Source organism: Pseudomonas sp. 7SR1 (genome assembly GCF_900156465.1).
GTDB lineage: Bacteria > Pseudomonadota > Gammaproteobacteria > Pseudomonadales > Pseudomonadaceae > Aquipseudomonas.
Genome location: NZ_LT707064.1, coordinates 937,810 through 951,594 on the forward strand (window position 1 = coordinate 937,810; position 13,785 = coordinate 951,594).

Below are 13,785 nucleotides of genomic sequence, written 5' to 3' on the forward strand. Positions count from 1 at the left end.
AGACGGCAATTGCAAGGACTCAGCTCAATATGGAGACGGTCCCAAGGTATTTCAAGGCGCGTGGCAGATTGTCGCAATCGAGGCTGTCAAGCCAATGCAGGTCAGTCCAGCTGCGCAACCAGGTGAACTGGCGTTTCGCCAGTTGGCGCGTGGCAATAATCCCACGCTCGCGCATCTCGGCTGACGTCAGCTTGCCGTCCAGGTAGTCCCAGACCTGTCGATAACCCACCGCACGTATAGACGGCAACCCGGCATGCAGGTCACTTCGCTCACGCAGGGCTACGACCTCGTCTATGAATCCCTGTTCCAACATCAATGTGAATCTTTGTTCAATTCGCCGATGCAGCACTTGCCGGTTCGCCGGAGCGATGGCCAGATTCGCGACAGTATAGGGCAATTGTTGCAGTCCCGAAGCGGCTGCTTCAGTACTTTGCGCAGATTGTTGTCGGCGCAGGGCCGTCATGCTCTGGCCACTGACCCGATAAACCTCCAGCGCCCGGCTGAGCCGCTGCGGGTCATTGGGATGGATGCGCGCCGCCGACTCAGGGTCAATGACCGCCAATTGCTCGTGCAGGGCATGCCAGCCAAGGCGCGCGGCTTCTTCTTCGATCTGCGCGCGCACCTCGGGATCGGCCGCCGGCATGTCCGCCAACCCATCGACCAGGGCCTTGTAATACAGCATCGTGCCGCCCACCAGCAGCGGGATGTTGCCCCGCGCAGTGATTTCGGCCATGGCCTGGAGCGCATCACGCCGGAAATCGGCCGCCGAATAAGCCTCGACCGGGTCCAGGATGTCGATCAGGCGGTGGGGAAATTCGGCCAGCAGTTCTTTTGACGGCTTGGCGGTGCCGATGTCCATGCCCCGATAGACCAGGGCCGAATCGACACTGATCAACTCGCAGGGCAGGACCTTGGTCAATTCGATGGCCAGGTCGGTCTTGCCAGCGGCAGTCGGCCCCATCAGGAAAATCGCAGGTGGCAACTGGCTCATCAACGACCGCGCAAAAACAGTTTGTCCAGGTCGTCCAGGCCCAGTTGGGTCCAGGTCGGCCGGCCATGGTTGCATTGGCCGCTGCGCTCGGTGTTCTCCATGTCCCGCAGCAAGCCGTTCATTTCCGGCAAGGCCAGGCGCCGGTTGGCGCGGACCGCGCCATGGCAGGCCATGGTGCCCAGCAGCTCGTTCAGATGCGCCTGGATCCGGTCGCTGGTGCCGTACTCCATCAGATCCGCCAGCACGTCGCTGACCAACCGATTGGCCTCGGCCTGCTTCAGCAGCGCCGGGATCTGCCGGATCGCCAGGGTTTCCGGGCCCAGTCGCTGCAGCTCGAAGCCCAGGCGCTGGAACCAGCCCACATGTTCTTCTGCGCAATCGGCTTCGCGCTGGCTGACAGCCAGTGACTCAGGCACCAGCAGCGGCTGGCCGCTGAGCCCTTCGCTGGCCATGGCGATTTTCAGCCGCTCGTACATGATTCGCTCATGAGCGGCATGCATATCCACCAGGACCAGGCCCTGGGCATTTTCCGCCAGGATATAGATGCCCTTGAGCTGCGCCAGGGCGTAGCCCAGCGGCGGGATATCGCCCTGGCCGTCGGGCAACGCCACTGCGCCGGTTTCAGGCAACGGCTTGAAGAATTCCCGATAGGCCGCCTGGGCCTCGGCCGCCGGCACGCTCGATTGCGGGCGCGGGGTGTATTGATACTGATAGCCACCTGCGCCGGAACTCGCCGAGGTGTAGCTCGGTTGCGCCTGGGGCTGCTCCAGCAGGGTATTGGCCGCCAGGCGCATTTCGCCCTGGGGTCCGAATTCGCCGGCTTCCAGTCCGGTTGGACGAACCATCCCGGCCACGGTGGCCGGTGCTGCCAACTGGTCTTCCGGACGCACGTCGCCCAAGGCGCGGTGCAAGGTGCCATAGAGGAAATCGTGCACCATGCGCCCGTCGCGGAAGCGCACCTCATGCTTGGTGGGGTGCACGTTGACGTCCACCACTGAAGGGTCGACCTCGAAAAACAGCACGAAGGTCGGATGCCGACCGTTGAACAACACATCGCGATAGGCCTGGCGCACCGCGTGGGCGACCAGCTTGTCCCGTACCGCCCGGCCGTTCACATAGAAATATTGCAGATCCGCCTGGCTGCGGGAGAAGGTTGGCAACCCGACCCAGCCCCACAGGTGCAGGCCATTGCGCTCGACCTCGATGGGCAAGGCCTGTTCCAGGAAACCCGAGCCGCACACCGCCGCCACGCGCCGGGCACGGGCCGCGTCGTCACGGGCCTCGTGCAGACTGAGAATGGTCTTGCCGTTATGGCGCAAGTGGAACGCCACGTCGAACCGCGCCAGGGCCAGGCGCTTGATGACTTCCTGCAGATGATCGAACTCGGTCTTCTCGGCCTTGAGAAACTTGCGCCGTGCCGGCGTATTGAAAAACAGGTCACGCACTTCCACCGACGTGCCCACCGGATGGGCCGCAGGCTGCACACGGGAGGCCATGTCCCGCCCCTCGGTCTCGACCTGCCAGGCCTGTTCGGCGTCGCGGGTGCGGGAGGTCAGCGTCAGGCGCGACACCGAGCTGATGGAGGCCAGCGCTTCGCCACGAAACCCCAGGCTCATGACCCGTTCGAGATCTTCCAGATCGCGGATCTTGCTGGTGGCATGGCGCGCCAGTGCCAGCGGCAGGTCGTCGGCGGGAATACCACCACCGTCGTCACGCACCCGCAGCAGCTTGACGCCACCCTGCTCGACGTCCACATCGATGCGCCGGGCACCGGAGTCCAGGCTGTTCTCCAGCAGTTCCTTGATGACCGACGCCGGGCGCTCGACCACCTCGCCGGCGGCGATCTGGTTCGCCAGCCGAGGACTGAGCAGCTCGATACGGGCGTTGCTGCCGATCACTTCATCGCTCATTGCTTGGACGCCACTTCATTGCCCGGAATGGTCAGGGTCTGGCCGATCTTGAGCTCGTCGCTCTTGAGATTGTTGGCGCTGCGCAAGGTGGCGGGCGACACCTGGTAGCGCACGGCAATCATTGCCAGGGTTTCACCGGGACTGACCCTATGGTCCCGCGGGCCTTGGGCGATCTTGCCGGAGTCACGCAGCCAGGCGATGTAGGTGCCCGGCGGCGGGTTCTGCTGGAAGAACTGGCGTACACCGCTGCTGATGGACCGGGCCAGGGCCTGCTGGTGGCTGGAAGACGTCAGCTTGGAGGCTTCGTTGGCGTTGGAGATGAATCCGGTTTCCACCAGGATCGACGGGATGTCCGGCGACTTGAGCACCATGAAGCCGGCCTGTTCGACACGCTGCTTGTGCAGGGGCGTGACGCGGCCGATATTGCTCAGGACCTTCTGGCCGACATTCAGGCTGGAGGTCAGCGAGGCGGTCATCGACAAATCGAGCAACACACCGGCCAGCATGCGGTCCTTGTCGTCAAGGCTGACGTTGCCGGCACCGCCGATCAGGTCGGAACGGTTTTCGCTGTCGGCCAGCCAGCGAGCAGTCTCGGAGGTGGCGCCCCGGTCGGACAGGGCGAACACCGAGGCCCCGAAGGCCGCGGTCGAAGGTGCCGCGTCGGCATGGATCGAGACGAACAGGTCGGCGCCTTTCTTGCGGGCGATTTCGGTACGACCGCGCAACGGGATGAAATAGTCGCCGGTACGGGTCAGTTCGGCGCGGAAGCCCTTCATGCCGTTGACCTGGCGCTGCAGCTCCCGGGCGATGGACAACACCACGTCTTTTTCGCGCTGCCCACGCGAGCCCGAGGCCCCTGGGTCTTCCCCGCCATGACCGGCATCGATGACCACAATGATATCGCGCTTGCCGGCCGGGGCCGGTGGCAGCTTGATCGCCGGCTCGGTCGGCGTGACCGGCACCGCCGGCACCGTGGCGACATTGGCAGGAGGCGGCGGCGGTGGCGCGGCGTCGGCCGGGTTGTCGAACAGGTCCACCACCAGGCGGTTGCCGTACTGGGCATTGGGCGCCAGGGTGAAGCTTTTCGGGGTGACGGTTTTTTTCAGGTCGATGACCACCCGCAGGTCGGTCGGCGTACGCTGGGCCGAACGCATGGCGGTAATCGGCGTATTGGCGGTGGGCACGTTCAGCGGCGCGCCCAGGGAGGCGCCGTTGATGTCGATCACCAGGCGGTCCGGGGCCGTGAGGGTGAACACGCTGTGCTGCACCGGCCCCGTCAGGTCGAACACCAGTCGCGTGTTGTCCGGCGCCCGCCACAGGCGAACGCTGTTGACCTTTGTCTCAGCCACAGCATCGACGGCCAGTGCCGTAAGCAACAGTCCTACGACAGCAGCCACCGCGCGAAAGCGCATACCAAACCCCATCATCAAATAGTTTCCAGTGCCAATGCGGCACACCACGACTCGCCGCGCGAGCCTTGCGGCGTCAGTTTCAGCGAACGCCCGCCATTCTGCGCGCCAATGGTAATGGTCAGGTCAGGCTTTGGCAAAAAGCCTGCACCCTTGCAGGGCCATTCGATCAGGCACAAGGCATCGTCTTCGAAATAATCACGGATACCGAGAAACTCCAGCTCTTCCGGATCCACCAGTCGATACAAATCGAAATGAAACGCTCGGATATCACCGATCTCGTAGGGCTCCACCAAGGTGAACGTAGGGCTTTTCACCGCGCCGACATGCCCCAGGCCGCGAATGATGCCGCGGGACAAGGTGGTCTTGCCCGCGCCGAGATCGCCTTCCAGGAAGATCAGGCCGTGGCCTGCGGTGACCTGCGCAATGCGAGCACCGAATTGCGTCATGGCCTGCTCGTCGGCCACGTACAGGGTTACTTCAGACAAGGTGACTGCTCCTCCAGCAACTGACGAATGGCCGGAATCAGGTCGGTCGCCGCCAGCCCCCGGCCCGAGCGCCCGACCTGTGCGCCGGCATTGGCGTGCAACCAGACAGCCAGGCAGGCGGCCTCGAAGCCATCCATGCCCTGGGCGAGCAAGGCGCCGATCACCCCGGCCAATACATCTCCGAGGCCGGCCGTGGCCATGGCCGGATGGCCCTGGCCGCAAACCGCCAGGCGACCGTCCGGGCCGGCAACCAGGCTGCCAGCGCCCTTGAGGATTACCGTGGCGGCGTATTTCCTGCTCAGTGCCCGGGCCGCCGCCGGACGATCGGCCTGCACCTGTGCCGTGGAAATATCCAGGAGCCGGGCCGCTTCACCCGGATGCGGAGTGATCACACAGCCCTCGGGCAAACCGACCGCGCCCGCGCTCAGCAGGTTCAGGGCGTCGGCGTCCCATACCTGCGGCACGGAAACGTTGGCCGCCGCCGACAGCAAACTGCGCCCCCAGGCGGCCTGGCCCAACCCGGGGCCCACCACCAGCACGTCCGCCCGCTCCAGCAGGCCCATCAGCTGGTTCGCCGAATGAGTGCCTTGCACCATGACCTCAGGTAAACGCGTCAGCGCAGCCGATACGTGTTCGCTGCGGGTCGCCATGGAAACCATTCCGGCACCGCAACGCAGGGCGCTTTCGGCACTCATCTGGATCGCACCGCCAAATCCCCGGTCGCCGCCGATCAACAGGACGTGCCCGAACGAGCCTTTGTGGGAAGTGGGCGCGCGAGGCGTCAGACGCGGCAGATTTTTTGGTAAGAGCAATCGTGCAGTGGACGGCGCCGATTCAACGATATCCGCATCGGCGTGCAGGTCATCGAAGACCAGCTCACCGACGCGGTCCGCCGCGTCGCCCGTGAACAGGCCCAGTTTCAGACCAATGAAGGTCACCGTCAGGTCGGCCGCGACCGCCGTGCCCAGGACCCGTCCGGTGTCGCTGCACAGGCCGGAAGGAATATCCACCGCGGCGACCGGCAGCCCGCTGACATTGATCGTGTCGATCGCCCGGATATAGGGTTCGCGCACATCACCGCTCAAGCCCGTGCCAAGCAAGGCATCCAGCAGCACCCCTCGCAATTCGGATTCGTCGTTCCACGTCTCCAGCGGCACCCCCACTGCCACGGCCTCGGCATGGGCAATGGCGGCGTCCCCCTGCAGGCGACGAGGCTCACCCACGGTCAGTACCCGCACCGACCAGCCGGCACGGCGGGCCAGGGTCGCCACCAGGAAACCGTCGCCGGCATTATTGCCATGACCGGTCATCACGGTCAGCTCGCCGGCCTGTGGCCAGCGCCGGACGATCGCCCGCCAGGTGGCACGGGCTGCGCGCTGCATCAATTCGAAGCCGGTGGTCCCCGCCGCGATCAGTTGTGCGTCGAGGGCCCGGACCTGCGCGGCACTGTACAGCGCGTCGGGAAAATCATCTTTAGTGTGCGGCATGCGTCTTCAGGCTCCGATGTCTGGCAGAATTATACGCATCTCAGCTCCGGTTTCTCTTGCCACATGCCTGTCATTCCCACCGACCTCCCCGCCCTCGCCCAATCCATCAAGGACTGGGGCCGCGAGCTGGGCTTCCAGCAAGTCGGCATCAGCGGCCTGGACCTCGCCGAACATGAGCAGCATTTGCAACGCTGGCTCGACGCCGGCTACCACGGCGAAATGGACTATATGGGCGCCCATGGCAGCAAACGTTCCCACCCCGAGGAGCTGGTGCCGGGAACATTGCGCGTGGTGTCCCTGCGCATGGATTACCTGCCGGGCGACACCGAGATGGCCCACAGGCTCGCCCAACCGGAAAAAGCCTACGTCTCGCGCTATGCGTTGGGCCGCGATTACCACAAATTGATCCGTAAACGCGTGCAACAATTAGCCGAAAAAATCCAGGCGGTCATCGGCCCCTTCGGTTATCGCGCTTTTGTCGACAGCGCCCCGGTACTGGAAAAAGCCATTGCCGAACAGGCCGGGCTCGGCTGGATCGGCAAGAACACCCTGGTACTGAACCGCAAGGCCGGCAGTTATTTCTTCCTGAGCGAGCTGTTTGTCGACCTGCCGCTGCCCGTGGACCCGCCCCACGCCACGGAGCACTGCGGCAAATGCACGGCCTGCCTGGATATCTGTCCTACGAAGGCATTCGCAGGGCCCTACCTGCTGGACGCCCGCCGTTGCATTTCCTACCTCACCATTGAACTGAAGAACGCCATCCCCGAAGAACTGCGTCCCTTGATCGGCAATCGAGTGTTCGGCTGCGACGATTGCCAGATCGTCTGCCCTTGGAACCGCTTCGCCCGGCCTACCGGGGAAAGCGATTTCAAACCCCGGCATAACCTGGACAACGCCGGCCTGGCCGAATTGTTCCTGTGGGACGAGGACACCTTCCTCAGGAGCACCGAAGGCTCGCCACTGCGCCGAGCCGGCTACGAACGCTGGCTGCGCAACCTGGCGGTGGGCCTTGGCAATGCCCCTTCGACCATTCCCGTACTGCAGGCCTTGCACGCGCGACGCGACTATCCGTCGGAACTGGTGCGCGAGCATGTGGAATGGGCGCTGCGCCAGCACGCCGAGCGTCAAACCTCGTCGTTATAGACGAACTTGGGCATTTCCCAGTGAAAGCGGATCGCCAGGAGGCGTAGCAGGAAACCACCGAACAACGTGATGAGGATTGCCTGTTCGCTTGGCAGCTGCAGATAGACACAGAGCAGATAACACCACGCCGCGGCAAACGACACGCTGGCATAGAGCTCACGGCGGAAGATCAGGGGAATATCGTTGCAGAATATATCCCGCAGGATGCCGCCGAACACCCCGGTGATCACGCCACTGACCGACGCCACCAGCATGCCATGGCCCATCTCAAGGGCGGTCATGCAACCGATCAGGGTAAACGCCACCAGGCCCACGGCGTCGAGTACCAGGAACATCGAACGCAGGTGACGCATCCAGCGCGCCAGGAACACCGTCAGCATCGCCGCCGCAGTGGTCAGCACCAGGTATTCCGGATGCTTGACCCAGGTGAGGGGATAATGACCGAGCAGCACATCGCGCACCGAGCCGCCCCCCAGCGCGGTGACACAGGCGATCAGCACCACGCCGAACCAGTCCATGCCACGCCGTCCGGCGGACAAGGCGCCGGTCATCGCTTCGGCGGTGATGGCGATCAGATAAAGCATCAGCAACATGTTGGCGGTCCTTGCGGGAAGGCGCGCAGTCTAGCCATTTCAGGCAAGCACCAAAAGAGGGCGGTTGCGCATGTCCAGCGCAGAACCCGTGGCGAGGGGATTTATCCCCTCGTCACAAGAGCGCCGCGCGCTTCAATCAGAACTTGATGAAATGCTTGCGGTAGTGCTGCAGCTCGGCGATGGATTCGCGGATATCGTCCAGCGCCAGGTGGCTGCCGCCCTTCTGGAAGCTGTCGCGAACCTGCGGCGCCCAGCGGGCGGCCAGTTCCTTGAGGGTGGAGACATCCAGGTTGCGGTAATGGAAATAGCTTTCCAGGGATTTCATGTGGGTATAGAGAAAGCGTCGATCCTGGCAAATGCTGTTGCCGCAGATGGGCGACTTGCCCCGGGGCACCCATTGCTCCAGGAAGGCGATGGTCTGGGCTTCGGCCTCGGCCATGCTGATCTTGCTGTCGCGTACCCGTTGAGTCAGGCCCGAGCCACCATGCTGGCGAGTGTTCCACTCGTCCATGCCGGCGAGGACTTCATCGCTGTGGTGGATCGCGATCACCGGGCCTTCGGCCAGGGTGTTGAGGTCACTGTCGGTGACAATGGTGGCCATTTCGATAATGACGTCGGTGTCGGGGTTCAGACCGGTCATTTCCAGGTCGATCCAGATCAGGTTCTGCGGATTTTGCATGGGGGGCTCCTCGGCGTAGCTGCGCAGTTTAGCCTAGGCCGGCTCCTGGGCGTGCTAAACTCGCCGCCGTTTTATCTAATCGCTGCATTCTTCATACGGAACACCCATGGCCAAACGCCAACTCAATCGCCGCCAGAACTGGCGTATCGAAAAGATCCAGGGCGAGCGCGCCGCCCGCGCCGCCAAACGCGAATCCAGTGCGGTGCAAGCCCTGGAGGGTGGTGACCTGGGTCCCGAACAGACCGGCCTGGTGATCGCCCACTTCGGCGTGCAGGTCGAGGTCGAAGCCTGTGAAGGCGAGCTGGCTGGCCAGGTCTTCCGCTGCCATCTGCGGGCCAACCTGCCGGCGCTGGTCACTGGCGACCGAGTGGTGTGGCGCGCCGGCAACCAGGGTATCGGCGTGATTGTCGCGCAATTGCCACGTCACACCGAGCTGTGCCGTCCGGACAGCCGGGGCCAGCTCAAGCCGGTGGCGGCGAACGTCGACATGATCGTCATTGTGTTCGCCCCGCTGCCAGAACCTCACGCCAACCTCATCGACCGTTACCTGGTCGCGGCCGAACATGCGGGTATCCGCCCGCTGTTGCTGCTCAACAAATTCGACCTGATCGACGAGCATAACGCCCCGGCGCTGAACGCCTTGCTGTCGGTCTATCGGCAATTGGGTTATCCGGTACTGGAAGTCTCCGCCCATCACGGCAACGGCATGGAGCAATTGCAACAGCAACTGGACGGGCGCATCAGCGTGTTCGTCGGACAGTCGGGTGTCGGCAAGTCGTCATTGGTCAACAGCCTGCTGCCGGAGGTCGACACCCGTGTCGGGCCTTTGTCCGAGCTGTCCGGCCAGGGCACCCACACCACCACCACCGCCCGGCTGTTCCATTTCCCTGGCGGCGGTGAGCTGATCGACTCCCCGGGCATTCGCGAGTTCGGCCTGGGTCATGTCAGCCGGGCCGATGTGGAAGCCGGGTTCATCGAGTTCAACGACCTGATCGGCACGTGCCGCTTCCGCGACTGCAAGCATGACCGCGAACCCGGTTGCGCCCTGCTCAAGGCACTGGAAGAAGGCCGTGTGCACCAGCAACGGATGAACAGCTACCGCTCGATCATCGCCAGCCTGCCGGAAAACAGCTACTGACTCGAAAGGAAGGGAAGCCGCACGCAGTTGTGGCGAGGGGTTTGATCCACGCCGGGGCACGAAACGCCCCCTCCCCTTCGTACTTTTGGATAAAAGCCAGGTACAGGGGCGGCTGCGCAGCCCGGCGGGGATAAATCCCCTCGCCACGGGTCCATCGACAAATCTTCAGGTCACTGCCCAGGCGTTTCGGCAGGCTTGGGCGCGACCTCGTCGAACAGGTTCAAGCGCTCGCGCAACTCATGGGCGGGCACCGGCTGCTGATCCGGTGGCAAGGCATTCGGGTCAGCCGCGGCGCCCGACGGCGTCGCCGGTGTCTCTGCGGGCGTGCCCTGATCCTGAGCTGGATCTGGCGCAGGGTCATCGGTCTGCGAACCCTCGATGGCTTTCTGCGCCTTCTTGGTCAACACGACGATGTCGATGCGTCGGTTGACCGGGTTGAACGGGTCCTTGCGGTCGAACAGCGCCGACGAGGCGTAACCGACCACCCGCGCCACCTGCTCGTCCGGGTAGCTGCCGGCCACCAGGGCACGCCGTGCCGCGTTGGCGCGGTTGGCGGAGAGCTCCCAGTTACCGAAGTCACCCTTGCCGATGTAGGGCTTGGCATCGGTATGACCGCTGATGCTGATCTTGTTCGGCACCGCCTTGATGGTGTCGGCCATGGCCAGCAGGATGTCTTCGAAATAGGGCTTGAGCCGCGCGCTGCCGGAGTCGAACATCGGCCGGTTCTCGGCATCCATGATCTGGATGCGCAAGCCGTTCGGGGTGATTTCGAACAGGATCTGGTCCTTGAACTTCTGCAGCTCCGGGTTCTCTTCGACCTTGTTCTGCAATTCCTGCAGGAGCAACTCCAGGCGTTCGCGCTCGACCTGCTCGGCCATGCCTTCGGCCTCATTGGCATCGACCGTTGCCTTGTCGGGCTGAGGCTGGGATTTGACCTCGGGGTTGAGGGTATTTTCCGGCGCAAGGACCGGAGAACCGCCCAGGTCGATGATGTAGGGCGTGCCGCTTTCGGAAAAACCGACCGGATCCTTGAAGTAACCGGCGATGGCGATCTTCTGCTCCGGGGTCGCGGTGGACAGCAGCCACAGCACCAGGAAGAACGCCATCATCGCCGTCGCGAAGTCGGCAAAGGCGATTTTCCAAGCACCGCCATGGTGCCCGCCGGCAATGCGCTTGACGCGCTTTACGATAATCGGCTGATTATTTTCCATGACCTAAGTGCTCTGCTTCACAAATACTGTTCCGTTCTGACGGTGCCTGTTGCTGCCATACTGCGTTGCCGCTCCTCGCCATAGCGGGCTATGACTCGTCGCGGCGCCTTGTCTGGCAGCAACAGTCACTGGCCAAAAAAGGAACGTATTTGCAAAGCAAAGCACTAGCGACCGCGAACCGCTTGTTCCAGCTCGGCGAAGCTTGGACGGTGCGCCGGGTAGAGAACCTTGCGACCGAACTCGACCGCCAGCGATGGCGGCATACCCGAGGCCGAGGCCACCAGGGACGCCTTGATGGCTTCATAGACGTTGAGCTCTTCCTTGGCATCATGGGCCAGGGAATGGGCCAGCGGGCCGAAGAAACCGTACGCGGCCAAAATACCGAAGAAGGTACCCACCAGGGCCGCCCCCACGTGCAGGCCGATGGACTTCTGGTCGCCATCGCCCAGGGAAGCCATGGTCACCACGATACCCAACACCGCGGCGACGATACCGAAGCCGGGCATACCGTCGGCGATACCGTTGACGGCGTGGGACGGGTGCTCCAGGTCTTCCTTGAGGCTGTACAGTTCCATGTCGAACAAGCCTTCCAGCTCATGGGGAGCCATGTTGCCGGACGACATGATGCGCAGGTAGTCACAGATGAACGCCGTCATCCGGGCGTCCTTGAGCACGGCGGGATACTTGGCGAAGATCGGGCTGGCGGCGGCGTCTTCGATGTCGCCTTCGATCGCCATCATGCCTTCACGCCGGCTCTTGTTGAGGATCTCGTAGATCAGCCCCAGCACTTCCAGGTAGAACGTGTGGCTGAAGCGCGAACCGAACATGCTCAGGGATTTCTTGAGCACGTGCATGGTCATGTAGCCAGGGTTGGCCTGCAGGAAAGCGCCAAGGGCCGCACCACCGATGATCAGCACCTCGAAGGGCTGGACCAGGGCGGCGATCTTGCCATGGGAGAGCACGTATCCGCCGAGCACGCTCGCGAACACGACTATGATGCCGATAATTTTAGCCATAGATAGAAAGTACTTATTTAAGTCGGGTTCAAGGTCATATTCGGAAGCTGGAAAATCTCTTCTTCTCCTTATCGGCAAAACTGCGCCAGACTATAGCCAGTTCTGGCGAAAAGCCAATTTGCCACGTTGCAGCATGCGATGATCACCCCCAGCCATGGCTAACGAAACGAAGGTTCCAACTCCACGACCGACCACCCTCGAAGGCTGGGTAAAGCTGCTCGAGGGCGTCCATCTGCCGGTGCCGCAGGCCAGTCACGACCTGGTCTGCAAGGCCATCGCCGACAGCAATCGCTCGTTGCGCGATATCGCCGAGCTGATGCAGGACAGCCCCGCCCTGGCCCTGAGCGTCATCCGGGAAGCCAATCATCACACCCGGGGCAACCTCGCCGAGCCCGCGGAAAATCTCGAAGTGGCCATCAACCGTCTCGGCCTCAAGCGCACCGAGGAACTGCTGGCACGCCTGCCCTCGCTGCCGGAGCAACAGATACCCGTTGCCCTGCGCCAGCTGCAATTGATCAGCCAGCATGCCACGCAACAGGCCAATGGTTTTTTCGCCAGCCGCCTGGCGCGGCTGTGGCAGGACATTCACTGGGGCAGCCTGCTGTTTCTCTCGCCGCTCTGGCCCATGGCGCTGACGCATCCGCGCCTGCTGGGGGAATGGGAGCTGCGGGTCCTCCATCAAGGCCAGCAGGCCAGCAAGGTGGAGCACGAATTGTTCGGCGTCGGCCTGCTGAGCATCTGCCTGGCCCTGGTGGAGACCTGGCGCCTGCCGGTCTGGGTGGCGCAGGGTTACCGACTGTTGCTCAATGAACGTCGCGAACTGGCGAAAGTCCTGCGCATCGCCCGAGACAGCGAACATCCGCTGCGCCAACAGAACCGCCTGGACGATGACCCGACCCTGCGGCGCTGGCTGAACCAACCGGCCAACACCGTGCTGCTGGCCAACGGCCTGGCGGTTTCAGCGCACCATGCCTGGGACGCTCCCCACAGCGCACGCTGGCAGTACCTCACGAGCCTGTACCTGCAGATGCCCGTGGAAGAGATCCAGCAGCAACTTCACCAACAAGCCGCCAACAGCGCTCGCCAGAACAGCATGCCGGACCTCTGGCACCCGGCCGTGGCCCTGGTCTGGCCCCCGGGCAGTCGCCGCATCCCCTCCGGGCGAGCATCCGCAACGCCACCCAGCACCGTCGACCTGACCCAGTGGCGCAAGCAGTGCGCCGCCTTGCTGGTGGAGCCAAGCCCCTTCAGCAACGCCATGCACCTGACCACCGCCGCCCGGGACGCCCTGGCGGCGTGCGGCATGCGCCGGGTGATGATCCTGATGGCCGACCGCAGCCAGGCCAACGTGCGCGTGCACCAGACCGCCGGCCTGCCCAGCGAGGCGGCGGCCATGAGCTTCCCGATCAACCAGAGCAAGGTCTTGCAACGGTTGCTGGCACAACAGGCCCAGGTTCGCCTGAACCCCGACAACAACGCTCAGTTTTCGGCACTGCTGCCGCCGGTCCTGCGCAGCCTGTTCAAGGGCGAGCACCTGCTGCTGCGTTCACTGACCTGCAATGGCAAGGTGATCATGCTGGTGGTCGTGGACCAGGGCGGAGGCCCGTTCTCGGACGTGACGGTCCAGGCTTTCGGCAAGACCGCGCAATGTATCGAGCGGGCCCTGCACACCTTTACCAACCGCGGCCGTTGAACTTGATACAATCCTTTCCCTTTGCGC

The 13,785-nt window shown here is 63.5% G+C and carries 12 protein-coding genes; 3 read left to right on the plus strand and 9 right to left on the minus strand.

The window, feature by feature from the left end:
* Nucleotides 1-19: 19 nt before the first annotated feature.
* Genes miaA through BW992_RS04425 form a run of 5 tightly spaced genes read right to left on the minus strand, consistent with a single transcriptional unit; the run spans nt 20 to nt 6,285 of the window.
* Nucleotides 20-991, minus strand: a complete 972-nt coding sequence (miaA, locus tag BW992_RS04405) for a tRNA (adenosine(37)-N6)-dimethylallyltransferase MiaA (protein WP_072398503.1) — start codon at nt 989-991, stop codon at nt 20-22.
* Entirely contained in the window at nt 991-2,901 is a 1,911-nt protein-coding gene (mutL, locus tag BW992_RS04410) for a DNA mismatch repair endonuclease MutL (protein WP_072458633.1), read from the minus strand. Before mutL ends, miaA begins: the two co-directional genes overlap by 1 nt.
* Entirely contained in the window at nt 2,898-4,328 is a 1,431-nt protein-coding gene (locus BW992_RS04415; protein ID WP_072398505.1) for an N-acetylmuramoyl-L-alanine amidase, read from the minus strand. Before BW992_RS04415 ends, mutL begins: the two co-directional genes overlap by 4 nt.
* On the minus strand, nt 4,328-4,798 hold the full coding sequence (gene tsaE, locus BW992_RS04420; protein WP_072398506.1) for a tRNA (adenosine(37)-N6)-threonylcarbamoyltransferase complex ATPase subunit type 1 TsaE: 471 nt from the start codon (nt 4,796-4,798) through the stop codon (nt 4,328-4,330). The genes BW992_RS04415 and tsaE overlap by 1 nt, the downstream gene beginning before the upstream one ends.
* Complete coding sequence (locus BW992_RS04425; protein ID WP_072398507.1) at nt 4,786-6,285, minus strand: bifunctional ADP-dependent NAD(P)H-hydrate dehydratase/NAD(P)H-hydrate epimerase; 1,500 nt, start codon at nt 6,283-6,285, stop codon at nt 4,786-4,788. The genes tsaE and BW992_RS04425 overlap by 13 nt, the downstream gene beginning before the upstream one ends.
* A 63-nt stretch (nt 6,286-6,348) precedes the next feature.
* Here BW992_RS04425 and queG point away from each other — a divergent pair, with 63 nt between their 5' ends.
* On the plus strand, nt 6,349-7,428 hold the full coding sequence (queG, locus tag BW992_RS04430; protein ID WP_072398508.1) for a tRNA epoxyqueuosine(34) reductase QueG: 1,080 nt from the start codon (nt 6,349-6,351) through the stop codon (nt 7,426-7,428).
* Here the strand turns inward: queG and BW992_RS04435 are convergent.
* Together BW992_RS04435 and orn are read right to left on the minus strand one after the other, a co-directional pair.
* The gene (locus BW992_RS04435) at nt 7,410-8,021 is read right to left on the minus strand and encodes a trimeric intracellular cation channel family protein (protein ID WP_072398509.1); all 612 of its coding nucleotides are present in this window, start codon (nt 8,019-8,021) and stop codon (nt 7,410-7,412) included. The genes queG and BW992_RS04435 overlap by 19 nt on opposite strands.
* Before the next feature lie 136 nt (nt 8,022-8,157).
* Complete coding sequence (gene orn / locus BW992_RS04440; protein WP_072398510.1) at nt 8,158-8,700, minus strand: oligoribonuclease; 543 nt, start codon at nt 8,698-8,700, stop codon at nt 8,158-8,160.
* Between the two features lie 106 nt (nt 8,701-8,806).
* On the opposite strand from orn, the gene rsgA reads away from it, so the two are divergent.
* The gene (gene rsgA, locus BW992_RS04445) at nt 8,807-9,838 is read left to right on the plus strand and encodes a small ribosomal subunit biogenesis GTPase RsgA (RefSeq protein ID WP_072398511.1); all 1,032 of its coding nucleotides are present in this window, start codon (nt 8,807-8,809) and stop codon (nt 9,836-9,838) included.
* Nucleotides 9,839-10,008: 170 nt separating this feature from the next.
* Here the strand turns inward: rsgA and motB are convergent, their stop codons facing one another.
* Together motB and motA are read right to left on the minus strand one after the other, a co-directional pair.
* Nucleotides 10,009-11,049, minus strand: a complete 1,041-nt coding sequence (motB, locus tag BW992_RS04450; protein ID WP_072398512.1) for a flagellar motor protein MotB — start codon at nt 11,047-11,049, stop codon at nt 10,009-10,011.
* 164 nt (nt 11,050-11,213) lie between these two features.
* Nucleotides 11,214-12,065, minus strand: a complete 852-nt coding sequence (motA, locus tag BW992_RS04455; protein WP_072398513.1) for a flagellar motor stator protein MotA — start codon at nt 12,063-12,065, stop codon at nt 11,214-11,216.
* Between the two features lie 154 nt (nt 12,066-12,219).
* Here motA and BW992_RS04460 point away from each other — a divergent pair, with 154 nt between their 5' ends.
* Entirely contained in the window at nt 12,220-13,758 is a 1,539-nt protein-coding gene (locus tag BW992_RS04460) for an HDOD domain-containing protein (RefSeq protein WP_072398514.1), read from the plus strand.
* Nucleotides 13,759-13,785: the final 27 nt, after the last annotated feature.

Bases quoted from the DNA above. Each gene is read 5' to 3' on its own strand.
- miaA (WP_072398503.1), bottom strand. From the start codon at position 991: ATGAGCCAGTTGCCACCTGCGATTTTCCTGATGGGGCCGACTGCCGCT.
- mutL (WP_072458633.1), bottom strand. From the start codon at position 2,901: ATGAGCGATGAAGTGATCGGCAGCAACGCCCGTATCGAGCTGCTCAGT.
- BW992_RS04415 (WP_072398505.1), bottom strand. From the start codon at position 4,328: ATGATGGGGTTTGGTATGCGCTTTCGCGCGGTGGCTGCTGTCGTAGGA.
- BW992_RS04425 (WP_072398507.1), bottom strand. From the start codon at position 6,285: ATGCCGCACACTAAAGATGATTTTCCCGACGCGCTGTACAGTGCCGCG.
- queG (WP_072398508.1), top strand. From the start codon at position 6,349: ATGCCTGTCATTCCCACCGACCTCCCCGCCCTCGCCCAATCCATCAAG.
- BW992_RS04435 (WP_072398509.1), bottom strand. From the start codon at position 8,021: ATGTTGCTGATGCTTTATCTGATCGCCATCACCGCCGAAGCGATGACC.
- orn (WP_072398510.1), bottom strand. From the start codon at position 8,700: ATGCAAAATCCGCAGAACCTGATCTGGATCGACCTGGAAATGACCGGT.
- rsgA (WP_072398511.1), top strand. From the start codon at position 8,807: ATGGCCAAACGCCAACTCAATCGCCGCCAGAACTGGCGTATCGAAAAG.
- motB (WP_072398512.1), bottom strand. From the start codon at position 11,049: ATGGAAAATAATCAGCCGATTATCGTAAAGCGCGTCAAGCGCATTGCC.
- motA (WP_072398513.1), bottom strand. From the start codon at position 12,065: ATGGCTAAAATTATCGGCATCATAGTCGTGTTCGCGAGCGTGCTCGGC.
- BW992_RS04460 (WP_072398514.1), top strand. From the start codon at position 12,220: ATGGCTAACGAAACGAAGGTTCCAACTCCACGACCGACCACCCTCGAA.